This is a genomic window from Novosphingobium sp. EMRT-2 (assembly GCF_005145025.1).
GTDB lineage: Bacteria > Pseudomonadota > Alphaproteobacteria > Sphingomonadales > Sphingomonadaceae > Novosphingobium.
This window is the reverse complement of the sequence record NZ_CP039695.1, coordinates 1,193,802-1,215,542: the sequence shown is the minus strand read 5'-3', so window position 1 is coordinate 1,215,542 and position 21,741 is coordinate 1,193,802. Positions and strand designations below refer to the sequence as shown.

The 21,741-nt window shown below is 64.3% G+C and carries 21 protein-coding genes; 11 read left to right on the top strand and 10 right to left on the bottom strand.

Annotated elements, in window-relative coordinates; all coding sequences use genetic code 11:
- Positions 1-64: 64 nt before the first annotated feature.
- Complete coding sequence (locus tag FA702_RS05855; RefSeq protein ID WP_124808042.1) at positions 65-466, top strand: hypothetical protein; 402 nt, start codon at positions 65-67, stop codon at positions 464-466.
- Here FA702_RS05855 and FA702_RS05850 read toward each other — a convergent pair.
- The 3 genes from FA702_RS05850 to FA702_RS05840 form a co-directional block, all read right to left on the bottom strand.
- Positions 463-1,803 (bottom strand): HlyD family type I secretion periplasmic adaptor subunit, encoded by a 1,341-nt coding sequence (locus FA702_RS05850; RefSeq protein ID WP_136955376.1) that lies wholly within the window; start codon positions 1,801-1,803, stop codon positions 463-465. The two genes, FA702_RS05855 and FA702_RS05850, sit on opposite strands and share 4 nt — an antisense overlap.
- On the bottom strand, positions 1,800-3,530 hold the full coding sequence (locus FA702_RS05845; protein ID WP_210417594.1) for a type I secretion system permease/ATPase: 1,731 nt from the start codon (positions 3,528-3,530) through the stop codon (positions 1,800-1,802). Before FA702_RS05845 ends, FA702_RS05850 begins: the two co-directional genes overlap by 4 nt.
- 97 nt (positions 3,531-3,627) lie before the next feature.
- Positions 3,628-4,464 (bottom strand): class I SAM-dependent methyltransferase, encoded by an 837-nt coding sequence (locus tag FA702_RS05840; RefSeq protein ID WP_168196001.1) that lies wholly within the window; start codon positions 4,462-4,464, stop codon positions 3,628-3,630.
- A 378-nt stretch (positions 4,465-4,842) separates the two neighbouring features.
- Between FA702_RS05840 and FA702_RS05835 the strand changes: the two genes are divergently transcribed.
- From FA702_RS05835 to FA702_RS05800, 8 genes are all read left to right on the top strand, one after another.
- A complete protein-coding gene (locus FA702_RS05835; protein WP_168196000.1) occupies positions 4,843-5,808 on the top strand; it encodes a cell wall hydrolase in 966 nt (321 codons plus the stop codon).
- Positions 5,809-5,907: 99 nt separating this feature from the next.
- On the top strand, positions 5,908-6,417 hold the full coding sequence (locus FA702_RS05830; RefSeq protein ID WP_124808038.1) for a hypothetical protein: 510 nt from the start codon (positions 5,908-5,910) through the stop codon (positions 6,415-6,417).
- Positions 6,414-7,787, top strand: a complete 1,374-nt coding sequence (locus tag FA702_RS05825; protein ID WP_124808037.1) for a hypothetical protein — start codon at positions 6,414-6,416, stop codon at positions 7,785-7,787. Before FA702_RS05830 ends, FA702_RS05825 begins: the two co-directional genes overlap by 4 nt.
- 341 nt (positions 7,788-8,128) lie before the next feature.
- On the top strand, positions 8,129-9,193 hold the full coding sequence (gmd, locus tag FA702_RS05820) for a GDP-mannose 4,6-dehydratase (protein ID WP_124808035.1): 1,065 nt from the start codon (positions 8,129-8,131) through the stop codon (positions 9,191-9,193).
- Between the two features lie 4 nt (positions 9,194-9,197).
- On the top strand, positions 9,198-10,160 hold the full coding sequence (locus FA702_RS05815) for a GDP-L-fucose synthase (protein ID WP_210417593.1): 963 nt from the start codon (positions 9,198-9,200) through the stop codon (positions 10,158-10,160).
- A gap of 10 nt (positions 10,161-10,170) precedes the next feature.
- Positions 10,171-10,968, top strand: coding sequence for a WecB/TagA/CpsF family glycosyltransferase (locus tag FA702_RS05810; protein ID WP_136955374.1), 798 nt, complete (start codon positions 10,171-10,173; stop codon positions 10,966-10,968).
- An 89-nt stretch (positions 10,969-11,057) separates the two neighbouring features.
- Positions 11,058-11,591, top strand: coding sequence for a DapH/DapD/GlmU-related protein (locus tag FA702_RS05805; RefSeq protein WP_210417592.1), 534 nt, complete (start codon positions 11,058-11,060; stop codon positions 11,589-11,591).
- On the top strand, positions 11,588-12,709 hold the full coding sequence (locus FA702_RS05800; RefSeq protein WP_124808032.1) for a glycosyltransferase family 4 protein: 1,122 nt from the start codon (positions 11,588-11,590) through the stop codon (positions 12,707-12,709). The genes FA702_RS05805 and FA702_RS05800 overlap by 4 nt, the downstream gene beginning before the upstream one ends.
- A 4-nt stretch (positions 12,710-12,713) precedes the next feature.
- Here FA702_RS05800 and FA702_RS05795 read toward each other — a convergent pair whose 3' ends face one another.
- From FA702_RS05795 to FA702_RS22720, 6 genes are read right to left on the bottom strand one after another with little or no spacing between them, the layout of a single operon-like run.
- On the bottom strand, positions 12,714-13,694 hold the full coding sequence (locus tag FA702_RS05795) for an alginate lyase family protein (protein WP_136955373.1): 981 nt from the start codon (positions 13,692-13,694) through the stop codon (positions 12,714-12,716).
- A gap of 3 nt (positions 13,695-13,697) precedes the next feature.
- Complete coding sequence (locus FA702_RS05790; RefSeq protein WP_124808030.1) at positions 13,698-15,125, bottom strand: oligosaccharide flippase family protein; 1,428 nt, start codon at positions 15,123-15,125, stop codon at positions 13,698-13,700.
- A gap of 24 nt (positions 15,126-15,149) precedes the next feature.
- On the bottom strand, positions 15,150-16,469 hold the full coding sequence (locus FA702_RS05785; RefSeq protein WP_124808029.1) for a hypothetical protein: 1,320 nt from the start codon (positions 16,467-16,469) through the stop codon (positions 15,150-15,152).
- Positions 16,470-16,504: 35 nt separating this feature from the next.
- The gene (locus tag FA702_RS05780; protein WP_124808028.1) at positions 16,505-17,590 is read right to left on the bottom strand and encodes a polysaccharide pyruvyl transferase family protein; all 1,086 of its coding nucleotides are present in this window, start codon (positions 17,588-17,590) and stop codon (positions 16,505-16,507) included.
- Complete coding sequence (locus tag FA702_RS05775; protein ID WP_124808027.1) at positions 17,587-18,975, bottom strand: O-antigen ligase; 1,389 nt, start codon at positions 18,973-18,975, stop codon at positions 17,587-17,589. Before FA702_RS05775 ends, FA702_RS05780 begins: the two co-directional genes overlap by 4 nt.
- A 1-nt stretch (position 18,976) precedes the next feature.
- Positions 18,977-19,297 carry a hypothetical protein gene (locus tag FA702_RS22720; protein WP_168195999.1) on the bottom strand — a complete coding sequence of 107 codons (321 nt, stop codon included), beginning with the start codon at positions 19,295-19,297 and terminating at the stop codon, positions 18,977-18,979.
- Positions 19,298-19,478: 181 nt separating this feature from the next.
- Here FA702_RS22720 and FA702_RS05765 point away from each other — a divergent pair, with 181 nt between their 5' ends.
- Together FA702_RS05765 and FA702_RS05760 are read left to right on the top strand one after the other, a co-directional pair.
- On the top strand, positions 19,479-19,931 hold the full coding sequence (locus FA702_RS05765; RefSeq protein WP_124808025.1) for a glucuronosyltransferase: 453 nt from the start codon (positions 19,479-19,481) through the stop codon (positions 19,929-19,931).
- Positions 19,928-20,407, top strand: a complete 480-nt coding sequence (locus tag FA702_RS05760; RefSeq protein ID WP_124808024.1) for a glycosyltransferase — start codon at positions 19,928-19,930, stop codon at positions 20,405-20,407. Before FA702_RS05765 ends, FA702_RS05760 begins: the two co-directional genes overlap by 4 nt.
- Positions 20,408-20,438: 31 nt before the next feature.
- Here FA702_RS05760 and FA702_RS05755 read toward each other — a convergent pair whose 3' ends face one another.
- Positions 20,439-21,527, bottom strand: coding sequence for a transglutaminase-like cysteine peptidase (locus FA702_RS05755; RefSeq protein WP_223806463.1), 1,089 nt, complete (start codon positions 21,525-21,527; stop codon positions 20,439-20,441).
- Positions 21,528-21,741: the final 214 nt, after the last annotated feature.

The following is a 21,741-nucleotide window of genomic DNA, read 5'->3' as shown; positions in this document are numbered from 1 at the left end:
AACCCGGAACGGCGGCGGTTCCGGCGCTAACCAAACCGAAGGTATTTCGCGCTAGGCTGGCGATATGGACTTCTTTTCACAGTACCATGAGCTGAAAGAGGCGCTTGTGGCCGCCATGGGGCAGAGCCATGCCCTGATGCATGTTCACGCCGGGCTTGCGATCTACGTGCTGTTCCAGCTTGTCTGGGGAACGCGTCGGGGATCGGTTCCCGCCTTGCTGTGCGTGTTCTTCTTCGAGGCGTTCAACGAAGTCTGCGATCGGCTGTTCTACGGATCGTGGCGGGGTGGCGATACCCTGCGGGACGTGCTGCTGACGATGCTGTGGCCATCGGTGCTGGTCGCGACCAGCCATTTGCGCCGATGGTCGTGGAACCGGCGCGCCCGGAGACTGCGCGAAGGACAGATGCTTTCCGCGCAAGTAGCCCACCGCGCCGCGCGGGCTGCTGCGCCTTCATTCACGGCCTAGTCCCTGAAAGCGCGAGCGAACTGATCGCGTAGAGGCTTGAGGACATAGGACAGCAGCGAGCGTTCGCCGGCGCTGACGAACACCTCGGCTGGCATCCCCGGCTTCAGATCCAGCCGCTCGTGCGCGATCACCGCCTGATCCATCAGGACGTGTACGCGATAGAAGCTGGCGCCGGTGTTGGGATCGGAAGTCCGTTCCGGCGAAACGAAAACCACGGTGCCGGGGATTTCCGGCGTCGTCGGCGCGCTGAACGCGGAAAGCCGGACCCGTGCCTTCTGCCCATAGCGAAGGCGGTTGATGTCGGCGGGGTTCATCGCCGCTTCCACCAGCAGACGCTCGTTCTCGGGCACGATTTCCATGATTTTCTGCGCCGGCTGGATCACGCCACCCACGGTGGCGAAAGCCAGCTTGTCGACCGTGCCTGAATAGGGCGCCCGGATTTCCGTCCGGCTGAACTGGTCCGAAGCGGAAGCGCTCTTGACCTGCTGCTCGTTGAGCGTGGTCATTACCTGGGCCAGTTCGGTGCCGGCTTCGGATCGCGCGTTCTGGTCGATCGAGATGATCTGCTGGCGGGTTTCGGTGATGCGCGCGCGCGTCTGGGCGATATTGGCTTGCAGCGAGGCGATCGATCCGTCCATGTCCACGGCGGCCCGTTCCAACTGGTTGAGCCGGTTGATGGTGACCAGTCCCTTCTTCCAAAGATCCCGGACGCCCTCCCGCTCGGGTTCGATCAGGACTTTCTGCTGCTGCAGCGCGCCGATCTGGGCGCGGTAGCTGTCGATCTGTTGTTCAAGCTGCACGACACGCTGGGCAAGCTGGCCGCGCAGGCTGGCGCGTTCGCTGCGCCGAAGGTTGAACAGGCGTTGCTCCGATGCCATGGCTGCCGCGGCGGATGAACTTGCGTTGCGAGTCAGCTCCGGCGGGAAGGCGATCGCGGGCGCATTTTCGCGCTCCGCCATCAGCCGTGCCCGCTGCGCCAGCAACTGATCCACCGTCTGAACGGAAAGGCTGGCGTTGAGGCCGGTCACATTGTCTTCCAGCTGGATCAGCATCTGGCCCTTCGCCACCTTTTGCCCATCGTGAACGAAGATGGCTTTGATGACCCCTCCTGCGGGATGGGCGATCTGCTTGACGCGGCTTTCGACACCCAACTGGCCCTGTCCGACCACGGCACCGCCGACCTGAATGACACTCGCCGCCAGCACCAGCACCAGCAGGAATGCGCCCAACCCCATGAAGGCCAGGCGCCGCGTGCGGACAAGGCGTTCTTCCACGCCCAGCGGGTCGGAAGGCGAGGGAGGGGGCACATCCACGGAAAGCGCCAATTGCTCGTTCATGCCACCGGCTCCCCTGCGATCCCGCCCGGCGGAGCGGGAATGAGCGGGGCGATTTTTGCCAGCACGGCGTCACGCGGGCCAAACATCCTGGCGTGCCCGCCCACCATGTAGAGCACCTTGTTGACGCGGTTGATCGCCATGCCGCGATGGGCAACCACGACCACGATTCCGCGACGGTCCTGGATTGCGCGGATGGCGGCGTCGAGAGCCGCTTCGCCTTCGGCATCGAGGTTGGAGTTCGGTTCGTCGAGCACGACGAGAAAGGGATTCCGATAAAGTGCGCGGGCGAGCGCGATGCGCTGGCGCTGGCCGCCGGAAAGCTGCTCTCCGTCCGCGCCGACCGGCGTTGCATATCCCTTGGGCAGCGACACGATGAGATCGTGTACGCCCGCTATCATCGCCGCCTCCACGATCGCGTTCGAATCGTGATCGGGATCGAAGCGGGCGATGTTCTCGCCGACGGTCCCGTTGAGCAATTCCACTGTCTGCGGCAGATAGCCTATGTATTCGCCCAGTCTCTGCGGGTCATACTGGTCGAAGGTGGCGCCATCGAGCCGGATCGCGCCGCGCACCGGTCGCCAGGCATCGACCAGTGCCTTGGCCATCGAGCTTTTGCCCGATCCGCTGGGGCCAACGATGCCCAGCACATCGCCCGCTTCCAGCGTGAACGAAGCGCCCTGCGCGGTGATTTGCTGGGTTCCCGGGGGCGCGACGACGCAGTTTTCGACCGAAAGCGTGGCGGCGGGGCGGGGCAGCACGGTTTCTGCCACCGGCGTGGGTGGGAGCGACGCCAGCAGGCTGGAAAGCCTGTTCCAGCTGTCGCGGGCGGCGGCAAAACCGCGCCATTGCGCGATGACCTGGTCGACTGGCGCCAGCGCGCGGGCCGAGAGGATCGAACTGGCGAAGATCACGCCGCCGCTTGCCTTGTCGTCGATCACCAGCAGCGCGCCGACGGTAAGGATGAGCGACTGGAGCGTGATGCGGAAAATCCGGCTGATGCCGCCATAAAGGTTCGTGGCCCTCGTTACCCGGTCCTGCGCGGCGAGAAACACGCGGTTGGCCGCCTCCCAGCGTTGGCGCAGCCGCTGCTCCATGCCGAGCGCGTGAATCGTTTCCGCATGGCGGAAGCGCTCCTCGCTCGCGGCCTGACGGGCGACGATGGTCTGCGCGCTGCGCTGAGTGGGTTCCGCGCTGGCGCGATAGGTCAGGTAGGTAAGTCCTCCCATGATGCACGCGCCGATCAAGGCCGTGACGGCAAGCCAGATGTGAAGAATGGCCAGCACCAGCAGGAAGAACACGATCCAGGGCGCGTCGATGAAAGCGCTGGGACCGCTGCCGGAAAGGAACGAGCGGATCGTATCGAGATCGCGGACCGCGCCCGATGGCAGGCCGCTTGCCCCCAGGCCGCGCAGGCGCGCAGTGAAGGCGGCGTCCTGAACCCGCGCGGTCATCCGCTGATCAAAGGAAATCGCGATGTCGTTCAGCAGGCGGGACCGGAAGGCATCGAACAGACCCTGGAACGCATAGACCGCCAGCACCATGAACAGCAATCCGACCAGCGTGGGTATGCTGCGGCTTGGCAGGACCGAATCGTAGATCAGCATCATGTAGATCGAGCCGCCCAGCAGCAGCACGTTCAAAGCGCCGCTCAGCAGCGCGACCACGACAAGCGAGCCGCGCAGTGAGCGCATGGCGTCGCTGAGTTCCCCGGAATTGAACGCGCTCACCAAATCGGTCCTCGATCTGAGGGAGGGGCAAGGTTTCAAGCTAACAGAAAGCAGGCGCTATCAGAAAACAGGTGGGGTGGAATTTGTATTGCAAGGGTCATGCTTCGATTGATTCCACCGCGTCGAAGAGGGCGCGGGGCGGTGTTGTCAGGTGTGTTCGGTCCTTGTCGAGCGGCTGGCGCGCAAGGACGTAGATTTTCGGCGAATAGCGCCGCAGCACCGGCGTGGCCGCCACCGCGCGATAGGCGAGCCGGGGCAGTGCGCGATGCGAGGTCACGAAGGGCAGTACGCCCGCGCCGGCCATGTCCATGCCCAGGAAATCGACGAAGGCACGCAATTGCCGCATGGTGTATTCGTGCTTGTGCCGACCCGTCGGATCGGCGCGGTATTTCATGTAGATGTTCTGCCCGAGCAGCAGTTTGCCGATGTTCGCCACCGATGCAACGTTGGGCACGGTGATGCACAGCAATCCACCCGGTTTCAGCACCCGCCGGACCTCATTGGCGAAGCGCAGCGGGAAGTATTCGCAATGTTCCAGGATTTCGCATGCGGTAAGCACATCGACATCATCGTCGGCGAAGGGCAGATCCTCGTCCTCGATGTTGCTGTGGTGCAGGGCGATCGATCCGTGGCGGGAATAGATGCGGTCGCACCCTTTCAGCGGGTGGGCATCGTGCGCGAAATAGACGCCTGAAGCCTGCCTTGCCCCCGCGGCCAGCGCGCGATCCAGCAGGTAGAAGGGAGACGCGCCGATATCAGCGACATGTGCGCCCGGCATGTACCGCTCGATCAGCCGAAACGTGCGATCCAGCCGCGGACGGGCCATGCCGATGTAGTCCCCGTCTCCATCATAGGGCGTGGGACGGGTCAGTTCGCTGTCGAAAAACAGGCGAAAGCCGTTTCCGTCGGAGGCAGGTGGTGGCGTGTGGACCATGGCTACTGCATATCGTCCTTTTTGCACCGCGTCACGTTCGAGCGATATGTTGTGGGCGGAGAACAATCGCAGCATCGCCAAGACGTAAGCATCCGTACCGTGGCACGGGGCGTGCGCGACGACAATACCGCAGTCCGGAAAGAGGCGGCGTTGCGGCAGAAAGATGGTGCATTGCGGTACACCGTGATAAATTGCATCGCGCGGTCCGGTCCGTTCTGGTAATCCGCCGCTGTGAACGATCAGGCGATCATCAACCCTGCGGCAAGCGTTGTGCCCCCGCCCCGGCCGATCCGTCCGCTGGCGCGCCCAGTTCCGCGCGCAGTTGTCTGGCTGACGGTGTTGGCGCTGGTTGTCGCGGGCGGACTGACGCTGTGGCGCGTGGCGCCGGCGGGCTGGTGGAAAGGTGACGCGCGTTCGAGCGTGGTACGCGTCGCGCTGCCAAACGCGCCGCTCCCTTTCCGTGTGGAAGATCTTTCCGTCGATCCGGACAAGCTGGAAAAGATTTCGCCGACGGATGCCGTGGCCCGCAATGCGGCGATTCCGCTGACGACCGAGAAAAGTCCCGCAGCCAGAACCTTTTCGCTGGTGAGCGGCCAGGCAAGCGACTGGGAACGAGCGGTGGAATGCCTGACGACCGCGATCTATTATGAAGCGGCGCTGGAGCCTGTGGATGGGCAGCGGGCGGTGGCCCAGGTCATTCTGAACCGGGTGCGGCACCCGCTGTATCCCAAGACCGTCTGCGGTGTCGTCTATGAAGGGCACGAGCGGCGGACGGGGTGCCAGTTTTCCTTCACGTGTGACGGCTCGCTCGTGCGCAAGCCGGTCACTGCGCTGTGGGATCGCGCGCGCAAGATCGCCGCAGCGGCGCTGGCCGGCTCGGTCTATACTCCGGTCGGCTGGTCGACGAACTATCATGCGGATTACGTCGTGCCGGTGTGGATCACCAAGTTGCTTAAAGTATCCGTCGTCGGGCGGCATATCTTCTATCGGTTGCCCGGCACGTTCGGTTCGCCTGGCGCGTTCAATCTGGCCTATGCCGGCAATGAGCCGGTCTTTACCGGACAGGATCAGGCGCTGGCGTTGGATGAAACGCTGACGCAGGTGGATGAGGGCGGCGTCGTGAGCGCCGCGCGGCGGCCGTTGCTGGCGAACAGCGAATCCATCAACTCGGCCCCCGCGACGCCGACTCGCCCCACGGCGCGCTGGTTGCTCTCGATGGAGGCGACCACACCCGATTCCGCCTCCGCTTCCGCTGCGGCAGCCGGGGCGCCCGCCTCTGCCGCAGGGGGCGACAAGACCGGCGGTGCGGCGGCCGGCAAGCGGATGATCGTACCCAATCCCTGATTTTCGCCCGGCCAGCGGTGGACTGGCCAAGGTTCCGGAAAATTTTCCTGTCCTACAACCTTTGCGACATGCATTGGAACATAAGGAGAACATGGGGTTGTGGCCGTTCCGACCGGCGTGGCGCTTACCGACGCCGCGCAGGGCGGACGAAGAAGGGCCATCGCCTCGCGCGTTTTCCCGCAATGGAGGACTGACATGGTGGATGTGATTACGAGCATTCTGGCCGGCACGGCCAAGCGCTTCCGCGACATGGGCGATGGAACGCACGCGGAGGTGGTGCTGGCTGTGGATGGCGGTCCGCGCTATAACGCGGCGTCATCGGCTCCCTTGACCGGAACCGCGAACGCATCGGTGACGACCCCGGCATTCACGCCCCAGCCGGGACGGGAAATTGTCCTTACGCTGTCGGGCGCCTGGAGCGGCACGGTCAGCCTGCTGCGCTCCGTCGATGGGGGAACGACCAAGCTGCCAGCGACTTTGGCCAGTGCGCCGCTGATCTGGTCCGGCAATCTCAATGAACTGGTCTGGGTGGAAACCGAAGCGGCAGCCACGTTGTATCTCGACATCGCCCTGGCTTCCGGCACCGTTACCTATCGGGTGTCGCAATGAGCGCCGCGCTCGCGCTGAAGGCGCTGGGCGTGGCGACCGCCGCGAAGCCGAAACGGGACTGGGCCGCCGCCGCCGGCATCGGTTTCGCTGCAAACTGGCTGGCATCGGTCAAGCGCAAGCTGGCGGCCGGGCAGAACGCAACGATCCTGGTGTGGGGCGACAGCACCACGCGCAACAGCGTGCCCGCCGACGGTACGCCGCGCCGCTATCCCGCGCAATGGGCGGACAGCCTGATCGCGTCCGGCCGCCTGCCGGCGACGCATGGCGTGCGCATCTATGTCTATGACAGCCTGAGTACCCAGAAATACGTGCTGGCCGAAACCCTGCGCGATCCCGGCAACGGGCTGTGGCTCGACATCTATCAGGCCAGCGTTTCCGGCTCGATCCCGCGCTATTTCCTGCACGCCTATTTCCTGCGCGCGATCGCGGCGGTGCCGGCGGACGCCCTGTTCATCGGGCATGGCATCAACCTGGCCAGCTTCACCAATATCGAAGGCGAGATGCTGGCCGCGATCGAGCAGTTCCGCACCGTCCATCCCATGACGCCGATCCTGTGGACCACGCAGCATCCGCTCCAGGCCAATACCAATGGGGAGACGAGCTGGCGTCCGGCGCTGCTCCGCAATGCGGCCGCGTGGGGCATCGCGGTGGACGATACGGTCTATCAGGCCTACCTCGCCGCCGGGAAGCCGAATGGCCTCTACAACGGCGATGGCATCCACGAGAGCACCGATACCGGCTGCGCGCTCTACGTGGCGATGCTGAATGCGTGGTGGGACGCCAGTTCGCCGGGTGCCGGCATCGCGCGCTCGCCCTCGCTGCTGCTGCCGGCGGACCAGCAGATGATCGTCAATGGCGATTTCCAGACGTGGACCAACACGGCGGCCGCGCCGGACAGCTTCACGTCGAGCGGGACGATCGCCTTCAGCAAGGACACGACGACCTACGCCAATCCGCGCAAGCCGTTCTCGCTGAAAGGCGTGGCCAGCGGCGCGGCGCAGACGTGGATCGACCAGGTGGTGGATGCCACGAAGTTCCGCCAGTACCTGCTGGGCAAGCCGGTGACCGCTTGCGCGCGGGTGTGGCGCGACACGGGCGGCTCCAGCACCAACTTGGCCCGCCTGTGCCTGCGGGCCACGGCGGCATCGCTGGGGGGCACCGTGAACGCGGTGATCGCCGACGCCAACATCGTGCAGACCAACGGCTTTGGCTGGATCGTGCTGAAACCGTTCGTGCTGCCCGACGACATCACCGGCCTGAGCCTGCGCCTGTTCATCGACAGCGGCACAACGCCGGACGGGACCAAGGCGTGTTACGTCGATCAGATGAGTCTGGTGCCCGGCGTGATGCCGAGGCCCTACGCGGCTTAGCTGGTCCGGGTGGCCGGGGGGGGTACGTCCCTGGCCACCTTTTCCATCGCCTGTTCGCTAAAGCGAGAAGCGTTGATTGCTGCGCGGGAAAAAGCGCGCGATGGTGCGCGCTTCAGCCCTTCCGTTCCAGGCGGTCGCTATCGTTCCATAGCGTGCAACCGGTCGCGGTGCTTCTTTCAGAATGACGCGGAACTGAGCGAAATACCAATTCTTTACGGTGACATGGTGTGAAATCGTGGTGGATTGTCCCAGCGTGCGACAGAAGGAGAAACTGGTTGCAAATGGATTGTGCATCTGCGAAGGCTTTGGCTGTTCTTTGGCTAGTCTGGTAAGCGGTGAAAATGGCTGAAAAGGTTGCATTAATAACCGGTGTGACGGGGCAGGACGGGGCCTATCTCGCTGAGCTTCTGCTTTCCAAGGGGTATGTGGTTCATGGCGTCAAGCGCCGCTCTTCTTCGTTCAACACGGGGCGTATTGAGGGCATCTACCAGGACCCGCATGCGGAAGGTTCGCGTTTTCACCTGCACTACGGCGACCTGACCGATTCCACCAACCTGATCCGGATCATCCAGGAAACGCAGCCGACCGAAATCTACAACCTGGCCGCGCAAAGCCATGTCATGGTGAGTTTCGAAACGCCCGAGTACACGGCCAATGCCGATGGTATCGGCACGCTGCGCCTGCTGGAGGCGATTCGCATCCTGGGCATGGAAAAGACCACCCGTTTCTATCAGGCATCGACATCGGAGCTGTACGGCCTGGTGCAGGAAGTGCCGCAGCGGGAGACGACGCCGTTCTATCCCCGCTCGCCCTATGCCGCGGCCAAGCTCTATGCCTACTGGATCGTGGTCAATTACCGCGAGGCCTATGGCATGCACGCCTCGAACGGCATCCTGTTCAACCACGAGAGCCCGCTGCGCGGCGAGACCTTCGTGACGCGCAAGATCACGCGGGCGGCGGCGGCGATCCGGCTGGGGCGCCAGGAGAAGCTGTGGCTGGGCAATCTCGATGCCCGCCGCGATTGGGGCCACGCGCGCGAATACGTGCGCGGCATGTGGCTGATGCTGCAGCAGGAACAGCCCGACGACTACGTGCTCGCCACGGGCGAGACGACGCCGGTCCGCACCTTTGTCGAATGGGCGTTCGCGGATGCGGGCATCACGCTGCGCTGGGAAGGCGAAGGCGTGGACGAACGCGGCTATTGCGTGGAAACCGGCAAGTGCCTGGTGGAAGTGGACCCGCGCTATTTCCGCCCCACCGAAGTCGAACTGCTGATCGGCGATCCGACCAAGGCGCGCGAGAAGCTGGGCTGGGTCCACGAGACTTCGGTCCGCGACCTGTGCGCCGAGATGGTGCGGGACGACCTGCAGGTGATGCGCGACGCGCCGATTGCCAAGGATGCCTGACCCGATGGAACACGGCGCCTTCGATCTTGCAGGCCGGAAGGTGTTCGTCGCCGGACATCGCGGGATGGTGGGCTCGGCCATCGTCCGCCGCCTGCAGGCCGAAGGGTGCAACGTGGTGGTGGCCGGGCGCGACGTGATGGACCTGCGCGATCAGGTGGCGGTGCGCGGCTGGTTCGAGCGGGAGCGACCGGACGCCGTGTTCCTGGCCGCGGCGAAAGTGGGCGGCATTCTGGCCAACGACAGCTATCCGGCCGATTTTCTCTATGACAACCTGATGATCGAGGCGAATGTCATCGAGGCGGCCCATCGCGTCGACGTGGCCAAGCTGCTGTTCCTGGGATCGTCGTGCATCTATCCGAAGTTCGCGCCGCAGCCGATCGTGGAAAGCGCGCTGCTGACCGGTCCGCTGGAGCCGACCAACGAATGGTATGCGATCGCCAAGATCGCGGGGATCAAGCTGGCGCAGGCTTATCGCCGGCAGCACGGGCGCGATTTCATCTCGGCCATGCCGACCAACCTTTACGGACCGGGCGACAACTTCGACCTCAGGACCAGCCATGTCCTTCCGGCGCTGATCCGCAAGGCGCACGAGGCCAGGGCGAACGGGGCCGCCGCGGTCGAGATATGGGGAACGGGATCGCCCCGGCGCGAGTTCCTGCACGTCGACGACCTGGCCGATGGCTGCGTCTTCCTGATGAAGCACTATTCCGGTGACGAGCACGTCAACATCGGCAGCGGGGAGGACGTGACGATCCTCGATCTGGCCCGGACCGTCGCCGCGGTGGTCGGCTTCGCTGGCGATATCGCCACGGACCCGACCAAGCCCGACGGCACGCCGCGAAAGCTGATGGACTCCGGACGCATCCGCGCCCTAGGCTGGGAACCGAAAATACCTCTGAAACAAGGCATCGAGGAGGCGTATCGGTGGTATCTCGACCACGCCGAACCCGCCGGCTCGCTTGCGTAGCGAGGCGATCATGCAGGCGCGTGTGAATCAGGGCGATGCGCTGACGATGGCGAGTCCTTCGGGGCTGCCAGCCACAAAGGTGCTGGGAGTGCCGGTCAGCCTCGTGAACATGGATCTGGCCGTGAACACGATTCTCGGCTGGGTACGCGATCGGAAGTCGCATTTCATCTGTGTGCGCGACGTGCATGGCGTGGTCCGTGCCGTCGAGGACCCGGATATCATGGCGCTGCACTACAAGGCGGGGATGATCACCCCGGACGGGATGCCGCTGGTCTGGCTTGCCCGTTGGCGTGGCCATCGGGATGTGGGCCGCGTTTGTGGCGCGGATCTGGTCGATGCGTTGTGCGAAGTGTCGGCAAAGGCGGGCGTTTCCCATTATTTCTTCGGCGGAAAGCCGGGCGTTGCCGAACGCATGGCGCAGAATCTCGTGGCCAAGTATCCGGGATTCAAGGTCGCCGGTCTGGAGACGCCGCCCTTCCGCGCGATGACGGCGGAGGAAGATGCCGCTGTCGTGGAACGGATCAAGCAATCGGGCGCCGGCGTGGTGTGGGTGGGCATCAGCACGCCCAAGCAGGAATTCTGGATGCGCGATCACGTCGACCGTCTGCCCGGGGCCACGTTGATCGGCGTGGGCGCGGCGTTCGATTTCCATTCGGGAGACGTGAAACGCGCGCCTCGCTGGATGCGCAAGACCGGTTTCGAATGGTTGCATCGCCTGTTGAGCGAACCGCGTCGCCTGTGGCGCCGTTACCTGATCCTGGCACCGAAGTTCGTGCTCATGCAACTGCGCCAGGGACGGAACGGCTGAATCATGCGCTGCCCCGTGCCTGTGCCGGTTTTTGCTCCGGCGCTATCGGAATCATGTGAACCTGACTGCTCGCTCAAAGAGGGGCGGCCGTGATCGGCAGAGCCTGGAAATCCCTGAAGCGCAGGCTGTTCGTATCGGGCAGCGTCGTGGTGGGGCAGCGGTTCCATATCGGCATGCTGTCTTATGTCAGCGCTTCGCGGAAGCTGGCGATCGGCGATGATGTCTATATCGGCAAGTTCTGTTCAATCCAGGTAAACGGGGAGATCGGGAACGGCTGTCTGATCGCCAACAATGTCGGCATCGTGGGACGGCGCGATCACGATATGCGCGATGTGGGAAAGCTGATCAGTCGCGCGGCGTGGGTCGGCGACACGCCGCGTCTGGCGGATGATCCGCGCAACAGCGTGACCATCGGCGCGGACGTCTGGATCGGCTTCGGAGCGATCGTCCTGAGCGGCATCACCATCGGCCGGGGAGCGATCATCGCTGCCGGGGCCGTGGTAAGCGAGGATGTGCCGCCCTACGCGATCATGTCCGGCAATCCGGCGTCACGGATCGGCATGCGGTTCACGCCCGAACAGGTGATCGAACACGAAGCGGCGATGGGAGCGGGGGCGGCGTGAGGCAGGTCCGGTATATTTTCCCTGTTTCGCACCACTATCGCTATCCGTTCCACGAACGGCTGAGGGAGCGGCTGGCGCTTCACGATGTCGATTACCGTGTCGTATATAGCGATCCGCCGGAGGAGAACCGGCAAAAGCGCGATACCGTGGACATTGCCTGGGGCATCAAGGTGCCGACCACCACGATTGGGGGGCTGGCGTATCAGCACGGCCTGCGCGAGGCGCTGAAAGCGGACCTCGTTATCGTCCAGCAGGAAAACAAGCTGGCCCTGAATTATTTTCTTAACATCGCCTCGATGATTGGTCTGAAGCGCGTGGCCTATTTTGGCCACGGCCGGAACTTTCAGGCGCGCGATCGCAGCAGCCGCGCCGAGCGGTGGAAGCGGTTCTGGGCAACCAGGGTGAACTGGTGGTTCGGTTATACCGACGAGACGCGCAAGCATATCGAATCGCTGGGCTTTCCCGCCAGCCGGATCACCGTGTTCAACAATGCCGTGGATACCGGAACCGTGCGCCAGCAGATCGCGGCGGTCACGCCCGAACGGCTGGCCCACCGGCGCGCGGAACTGGGGTTGACGGGCACGCACGTGGGCGTGTTCGTGGGCGGTCTTTACGAAGACAAGCGATTGGATTTCCTGATCGAATCCGCGTGCCAGACGCGCGCGCGGGTTCCGGATTTCGAAATGCTGGTGATTGGCGGCGGTCCCGCTTTCGAAACGCTCAAGACGCAGGCGGCGCCCCATCCCTGGATCCATGTGCTGGGACCGAAGTTCGGCCCGGACAAGATCGAACTGATGCTGCTGGGGCAGTTGTTCCTGATGCCGGGATTGGTGGGGCTGGCGATTCTGGACGCGGCCGCCGCAGGGCTACCCATCGTGACCACGGCCTTTCCCTGGCACAGCCCCGAGATCGCCTATCTGAACGATGGAATCAGCGGGCTGATCGTGCAGGACTGGGAAAATCCGGTAGCTTACGGCGATGCCGTTGCGGAGATCCTGCTCGATCCCGAGCGTCTGGCGGCGATGCGCGAGCAGGCGCGCGCCGTGTCTGCCCGCTATACGATAGAGGCCATGGCCGACCGCTTCGCGGAGGGCGTGCTCAAGGCCTTGCAGGCATGAACGCCTATCGCGTCAGGAACGTGGTGTCGCCCCCGAGAAACAGGTAGGTGGGGCGCGCGCCGGCGAGCAGGGCATCGAGCTTCTGCCGGTATCCTCCGGTCTGGCCTGCATAGGGCCTGAGCAAGGCGAAGAGGATGGGCGCTTCCGGCGCCTCCTGCGGCTGTCCCGCCAAGGCGCCGATGCGGCCGCCGGACGGGGTGCCGGCATCGTCCAGAATGCGATCGGCGAGGCGGGTTAGCGCGCCTCGCTCGGCCGCGGAAAGGCCTGACGGATCAAGCTCTGCCGAAGCGGCCAGCGGTGCCGCCGCGAACAGGTGGTAGTGGAGCGATTTGGGACCGCGTTTCAGTTCCGCCGCCAGAGTCCCTTCCGGCGTCACTTGCGCGAGGCCCAGCGCGCGGCTGTTACGCCCGAACGCGACCAGCCCCCTGTCATTGGCGGCAAGGCCGGTCGCCAGCGCGGCAAGGCCGCCCCAGTAACGGTGGTTGTCGATCAGGCCGCGATCGATCCTTTGCTGGTTGAATGCCTGCACCGCCCTGGCGCTCTGCACCAGCCAGGAGCGGATCATTCCGCCCTCTGGCATGGCGTCCAGCGCGCTCTTGGCCTTCAGGTACGAAATTGCGAGGCTGGCGATCATCCATTCGCGGAAGAACATGTCGGCATCTGCGGGAGATACCGTCATCGCACCGGCTTGCGCCTGGGCCGCGAAGTGCGCGGCAAGACAGCGGGCCGCGGCCGGATCGGGCGCCTGCCGGTAACGGTCCGCGAGCGCGTTTATCCGGCGCACGGGGCCAACAATGGCCGCGCGCACGCCGGCCTGTGCCTGGACTTTGCCTGGATCGAGGCGTGACCGTGTCGCGTCGCTGTCATCCGCGACATACCGGGTGACGATTTCCATCGTGCGGGGAATCGTCGCGACCGGAGGGCAGCCGGGCGAAACGCCGGCGGCGCCGGCAAGGAGCAGAAGCGGAACGGCGGGAACAGGCATGTTTCAGGACGCCTCCTGCGCTTGCATGAGATAGGGTAACCAGAACCGGCGCGCTGCGGCAAGAATGGCTCCGAAGACCACGACGCCGATCATGACGGAAGCGGCGATCGTCAGCATCGGATGCCCCAGGCCGTGCAGTTCGCGCTGCGCCAGCCAGACGATGCCGGACATGGCGAGCGTGGCGAGAACGGGAACGGCCAGCCACCGCGCGGTCTGCGCCAGCAACGCGGGCGTTTCGCGTCTCCCGATGCGTGATGCGATGACCAGTACATAGCCGATGACATAGCGCACCGAGAAAACCACCGCCATGTAGGCCGGGCCAAGCCGCCCGAACGGGACGACGAGAATCACGCCGATGATCAGTTCGACAAGCCGGACATTGGCGATGAGCCTGGTCTGCCCGGCCAGCATCTGCTGGGCGCGCTCGATGGTTACCATCGAACGGAAGATGCCGCCCACCGTCATCATGATGATCAACGCGGCGGCGCCGTCCCACTCCGGCCCGAAGATCATCTTGATCGCCAGCGGCGATATGGCCGCGAATCCGGCGAAACTGGGAATGGCGGTAATGCCCTGCATCAGCACCGAACTGCGATAGATCCGCTCCTGATGCCCTTTGAGACCCTGCCGCGCGATCATGGACAGCATGACCTTGTCGAACGAACTGGCGACGAGATCCTGCAGGATCTGCACCAGCCGCTTGGCCAGGCCATAGACCCCGGTCACGCTGTTGCTGAACAGGGCGCCGATCACCAGAATGTCCAGCCGGTTGCCGAAGACATTGAGAATCGTGGACCACAGCATCGTGGCGACATGGCCGGCAAAATCATGCGCGATTGTCCGGTCAAGGCGCATGCTGGGGACGAAGCCGGCACGAATCGAGCAGAGCGTAAACATCGAGATGTGCAGCGCGCCCTGCTGGATGATGAGACTCCAGAAACCCGCGCCACGATAGGCGGAGGCCACGCCGATCGCGGCGCCGATCAGGTTGGAGAGCGCGGAGTTGGTCGCGTACTGGCGCGATCGCCCGTGTCGCATCAGCAGTGCGCGGGGAACGGAAGCCGCGCCTTGCACCACGATGATCAGCGCGATCGCCTGGATTGCCCACTGCGTTTCGACGCTGCTGTAGAACCATCCGAAACCGAACGCGATCACGGCGATCAGCGCGGCCATCAATCCCGAGATGCCGACGGATACCCAGAACGTTGTCGGCGCTATATCCGCTTCTTCGCCATTTTGCCGGACGATCAGGTTTTCGACCGCGTCGGAAAAGAACGTGTCCGACAAGATCAGGAAAGTGGAGGCGATGGTATAGATGCCGAAGGCCGCGGGGGAGATGAGCGCGACGATCGTGGTGAACGACGCCAGCGTAATCAGGTTGTAGGCCCATCGGCCTGCCAGCATCCACGCGACGTTCTTGGCAAGGGACATGGTGGTTTCCCGTGATCTGGCGGTCTATTGCAACAGGGCGGAGAAGTCCGCGACGAAGACCGATCGCACGCCGTTCACGGCGCCGTTGAACGTCAGGAGGTGCCCTTGCGCGTCCCACGCGGGATGCGGATCGATGCGGTATTCGCTGCGCGGTCCCTTGTAGGCGGGGGCGGTGTCGATCCGCACGGCGTTGCGCACGGCGTCAGTCGCCAGATCGATCAGCCGCAGCGGGACGGTGCCATCGTTCGCGGCCATCGGTTCATAGGCGTAGCAATCGGTCATCAGGTGCCCGCCGCCGGGGTGGATCGTGGGATGGCCGGAACCTTGATGACGCGAAACGGAGCGCAGGTCCGCGCCATCGAAGCGGACCGACCGGAAATGCAGCGGCACGCCGGCGCGGCCGATCGGCAGGCCCGTGCGACGACCGATCTTGCCCAGCAGGATGCGCATCCGCCCGAACAGGCCGGCGCTGGATGCCGGCGGCAGGTTCATGATGATGCGGTCGCCGTTCGGTTCCCAGTTGGGATGGTGGCCATCGGACCAGACATGGGGCGGCACGGCGACCCGTATGTTCGATCCGTCCGCGTCGAGCGTCACCAGCCAGTTGCGGCTCTTGCCTTTGCGGGCACCGGCCGGGAACTGGCGGACGATGAACATGATCCGCGTGCCCTGGTCGTTCCATTTGGTGTGAAAGCCATAGACGGCGTTGGTTTCCGGCGCGAAAGTATCGCTCGCGGGAGCGATTGCCGCGCACACGTCCGCCAGGCTCACCAGCAGCCGGCTTTCACCGCGCTCCAGATCGGTGATGAATATGCCGTCGTCGGCAGGCGCTCCACTGTTCGGGGCGACGCGACCGGGCGGGACGTGTACCCCGTAGCCGGCCTGCGCGATGCCGATCTTGACGAGATCGGGCGATATCGCGAAACGTCCATCGCGCGAAACATGATAGACCGGCGCTTCGAACCGTCTTTCCGTACCATTGGTGAAATCGACCTGCACGCCATGCGGGAGCCACGTCGCCTCGTCCATGCGGTTGAACAGCAGGGCCGCGTCGGTCGCGCCCCATTGCACTTGCGCTCCGACCTGCGTGTCCCACGCCGCTGTGCTGTCGCGATAGACTTCCTCGCCGCTGGCAAGATCAACGACCACCACGAACGAACGGTCTCCGGGCGCTGGCGGCCTGTCCTGATAGGGAAACTCGTTGAGGGCGATGTAGCGTCCGCTGGGGCTGATCGGGCAACTGTCGAAGAAGCGGTGAATCGTCGGCCGTTTGCCATCGGTAATCTGGTGGACCGGCACCAGCGGATCGAACAGTTCGTATCGGGGAAACGTCTGCAGGCGCATGACTGGGGAATCCTGGGGAGAGGCGGCTGGGAGGGTCACGGCAGCGCGGCGATGGCCTGAACGATGCCTGACCGCGCGCGCGCGAAGATCGCGATGTCGACGCCCGGATCGGCAGGGGTTGCCATTGCCGGCAGTTCCTGCCGTGTCAGATCGACCAGCCGTTCCGCCATGCCCGAATCCTCGAACAGGCCAATGATCTTGCGGTTGCGCGCGGGGTGAACCAATGCCCAGACCGGGGCGCCGCAGCTTGCGGAAAACAGCAGGACATGCAGCCGGTTGCTGAGCACCCAGGCGGCTTGCTGGTACAGGTCGAACAGCGCGCTTTCGCCGATGGCCGCGCCAACGGTTTCGCAGGGGCGATCCGCCTCCAGCCGCTGCTTCAGCGCGGCGCAAACCGGTTCGTCGCGTTCGACCTGCGCCGAAAGGACGATACGATGGCGGCGTTGCGGGTCCAGCGCATCCAGCATCCGGCGCGCCGCCGTGGCGATTTCATCGATGTGTTGCGCCCCTTCGGCGCGGAAACTGAGAACGATGTAGGGAGCCTGCCTGTCCGGCGTGTGCTGGCGCGTGGGCAGCATGAACGCAAAATCAGGGAAGCGCCGCACATGCGCGAGTCCGATGCTGTCGGCATAGGCCAGCGAGATATGGTCGCGCAGGCCGATCAGCCGCATCGCCCGCGACTTCAGCTTTTCGAACCGGGCACGGCCCGGCGAATATGGCCCCATCGACGCGCCCATGCGAATGATCTTCACGCCACACAGCCGCAGCAGCCAGAAATACGCCGTGGAGATGCATTCCTTGACAGCCTGCATTCCGCGCAGATCGCCGGAATAGCCGCCCGGCAGCAGCACGTAATAGGTGTCGCCATCGCCCGACAGGGCGGAGCGGATCAGTTCCAGATGGAAACCGGCGCGTGCGGTGCGCTCTTCGCCCGGGGCGAGATGCAGGTTGGCGATGAACGCGGCAGGCGCGTGGGCCAGTCCGACCGCGACGGTCCCGCGCGTGCGCAGCAGACCGATGCATTCGCGGTTGATGATCAGGTCGCCAAGATTTTCGTATTGGGTTTTCAGGAGGAGAAAGAAAGTCGGACGGGGTTTTGTCGTCTGGCTGTCTGCCCTCATCGGTCGCTCGCCCGATTCTGCAGCGCTCCGGCGCGGACGCGGCCGGAAGAAGGACGGGGCAGCGCGCGCCAGACGCCCGCGCCATTGCCCGTGGCCAGGAAGAAGTAGGCCAGCAGGATCGTGGAAAGTTCGTTATAGCGCGCGCCAATGTTCATCACGGTGCCGATGACCGCAAGCGACAGCGCGAAGATCGCCGATACGGTATCGACCGGCCGCCGCAGCGTCCAGGTGTTGCGCAGCGCGGTGCCGATCGTCATGAACAGGATCGTCGAGAACAGCAGGAAACCCACCGAGCCCATTTCCGCCGCGACTTGCAGGTAGACATCGTGAAAGTGCGGTGCCTGGTAGTACTTGTCGACGTTGACGATAGCGCCCGGCGCGTTGGGATCGTCACCGAATATGCCGCCATAGGCCCAGCCCAGCACCGGCTTTTCCGACCAGAACTGCACGGCATAGGCCCAGAGCGTGGTGCGGCCGGTCAGGGTCACGTCGCGGCCCAGGGCGCCAACCGCATCGGCGAACAGGGTCTGCCATGACAGCAGCGCGACGACGGCGCCGAACAGCATCATGACCAGGAACAGCAGTCGAAGCTGAAGGTCTTGCAGACGCGGGAGCAGAACCATCAACACGCAGACCAGCAACAGCGTGACGAGGCCCAGCGACGACCCGGAAACCAGCACCGCCAGCGCGCACGTCGCCGCCATCGGCCAGCGCCAGGGATTGCGCAGCAACTGAATGTTCATGGCGAACGCGATCGCGGCATAGAAGCCGGCGTAGATCTTGTGGCTGAACAACCCGCGGACCAGGACGGTGCCGAGCAGGTTCGCGCGATCGATCGGATCGAAATAATAGGCGTGTGGCAGGCCGACCACGGCCATGAGCAGGCCGATGACGATCAGCGCGTTCAGCGTGAACAGCAGGATGCGCTCGAACCGTTCGAGTGAAAGGTGGCGATGGCATGCCCAGGCGAAGGCGAGGTTCGCGATGAGCGAAAACCCGTACATCAGCGTGGCATTCGGCATCTTGGACCACGCCACGCCGGCGATCGCCAGGCCGGCGAACGCGAACAGGACGACTTCCCGGAGAGTGATGGATGGCCGCAGGCTGGTGATGATGAAGGGGGCGGAAATGCCGTAGAGCGCCAGCCAGCTTATCGTCAGCAGGCCGCTGCCTTCCAGCATCTTGCCGGTGGGATCGACCGGCGTGAGGAGGTTGGCCGTGGCCCCCGCAGCGGCGACGAGATACAGTACAACCAGCGCCGCAATCATCGAATCGACGAAGCTGCCGGTTCCGGATCGGCCGGTTCCGGGCCGGGTAACCGGCCTGCGCGGACGTTTGGCCACGAGTCGATCCTGCACGGTCTGTAGGGAAGCGGGATCGTTCATCTCACTGTTCCTGACGCAGATGCTCAGTCGCGATCGTCATCGTGCCGGCGAAGGCGGCATGATTGCGCACGCTATGCGGAAAAGACCATGCCAATATAACCCAGCAGGCCTGACCGGAAACACTTTCCACGCGTATTCTTCCTGCACTGTGCCAGTCACGGACAGTTTCATTTGCACCGCACAATGAGTCATTTGCCACGGATGCCTTTGCTTCGCCAGCGGGAATTCCCATAAGACGGGTTGCGCAGCATGATCTTTTTGCGGCATTTCGACCGACCGGCCGCGGCGTGCGCCAGACAAATGACGGCGCGCGGTACTTCATGCGGCCAAGTTTGTCGGAAGGAATTGGCGCGTACAACGAAGGATATATAAACGAATTTCACCGCACCATGATGGTACACTTCATTTTCAGCCCTCGGTTGATTGCAGTGCAGCAACAATGGTAGCAGGTTGATATGCAAGCCAGCCTTCGATCGGTTTGGCGTCGGAGTAGATTCGAGGATATGGGGATCAAGGTTCTGGCGGTGGCATCCGGCGGAGGGCACTGGGAGCAGTTGCTGCGTCTTCGCGCGGCATTCGACCAGTTCGATACCCGCTACGTCACTACCGATCCCGCGCTGGGTTGGAGGGAAGGCATCGAGGACGTCCTCAGCATTCCTGATTCCAACCGCAACGGCCCCGTCGCGGCCTTGCGGACGATGTGGTGCGCCTTTGCGCTGGTGCTGCGCCATCGCCCGGAGGTGATAGTGTCCACCGGCGCGTTTCCGGGGCTGGCCTGCCTGATCGCGGGGCGTGTGCTGGGGCGGCGGACAGTGTGGATCGACAGCATCGCCAATTCCGAAGAGCTTTCGGCCAGCGGGCGGATGGCCCGCTATTTCGCAACCCTGCGGGTGACGCAATGGCAACACCTGGCTAACCCCGACCAAGGGCTCTATTTTCTGGGGGCAGTCATTTGATTCTTGTCACCGTCGGAACGCAGTTGCCCTTTGACCGGCTGATCCGGGCCATGGACGGCATTGCGCCGGATCTGGCGCAGCCCGTCTTTGCGCAGACCGGTGGCGGCACCTATCAGCCCGACCATATGGAGTGGCAACATTTCATCGAGCCGCGCGAGTTCGAGGCCCGATTCGGGGCCGCCAGCATCATCGTGTCGCACGCCGGGATCGGTACGGTGCTGATGGCGTTGCGCCATCACAAGCCGTTGATCCTCTATCCAAGGCGCGTGGCATTGCACGAGCATCGCAACGATCACCAGATGGCGACCGTCGCCGCGCTTGCCGGCCGGTCCGGCATTTACGTGGCCGAAGACGACGAGGCGCTGGCGCGGACATTGCGCGAGCGGCTGGAAGCGCCGCGCGCGGATTGGGACGATGCCGTGCGCGGACAACTGGTCAACGCGCTGACGGGGTATATTTCGACCGGGAAAATCTGATCTGGCGGGCCCTGTCCGGCGCGGATCGTGCTCAGGCCGCCGGCTGGGGCGGTATCGCGGCCTCTCCGCTATCGCTGCTGGCGATGCGGACGGTCGGCGCGGCCGCCGGCGCCGGGGTCAGGCCTCGCCACACCAACGGATCGCCGGGCGTCTGCACGCGAAGCCACTGGTACGTCACCTTCGACCATGGCCTGACCTTGCGCACGAGACTGTCGAGCACGTAATCGCCATCGGGCAGGCGCGCGATCAGAACGGTGTGCAACCCGGCGCGGTACTTGTAGGCCACGGCCAGAAACAGCCGGTCTGCGGGGAAGCCCATTTCCATCAGGCGCATGCGCTTCTCGATCGCAATGTCCTCGCAATCGCCGGCGGGCCGCCAGCCGTAACCCAGACGGTTCCAGCGGTCTTCCTCGCCCGTGGAATTGATGTCTTCCACCTGGACGACGGCATCGTTGACGTTGCGGTTGACCTTGCCGATCAGCGCGAATGCCGCCTTTCCGTCAAAGGCTGCGTCCGCCGGTTTCGCAGGCTCCCCATCGAGCGGGGGAAGCGCTATCGCGGGCGCCGCAGGCTGCAACGGCTGCGGAACCAGCGTGACGAAGGCTGCCGTCGCCAGTCCCCGGGTTTGCGATGGTATCGCGTCGCTCACCTGGTCGCACGGGACATCGGGAGCAAGGCTTTCCGTCCAGCCAGCCGCGGGCGGGCAGGGGGCGGTTGCGACTGGAGAGGTCGCTGTCGCGGCCGCGTCCCCGACCAGAAGACGGACGAGACCGAAGCGATCGACGGGGTTGTCCTTCCCGAAGCGCGACAAGTCATCCGCCGTCACGCGCAAGCGACGATAACCCGCGCCTTCGCGATCGAACGCGGGTGGTGCCGAAGCCATGACCACAAGTGGCGCGCTTTCGGTTGGCGGGCTGAGCGCGGCGGCGATGCTCGTTGCCCCGGCGAGGCACAATTCCGTATCGCGTTCGCACATCTGGGTGAAGCCCAGCGGAGCGGATGCGGGAGCGCCCAGCGGAATGAAACTTCCGCCGTCGGCTGGGCTTTTCGCTTCTGCGTTGCCGCTTGCCAGCCACAGGCCGGCCAGTACGGTATAGAACAGGCGCATCGGACGCTCCATGATGAACGTCCGCTGTTTGCCGCATGCAGGGTTTGGGCCGGGTAACGCTTCTTAGTTAAGCGCGACGTAACCTTTGGTAATCCATGTCTCTATTTGACGGGCAAGTACCCGGCATCTATGGTGATGCGGTAGTTTTCGTGCATCGGGAAACGCGCTGGACGACTTTGTTCTGGAGGAACAGGTGGGCATGTCCCGATCGTTGACACAGGGGCAG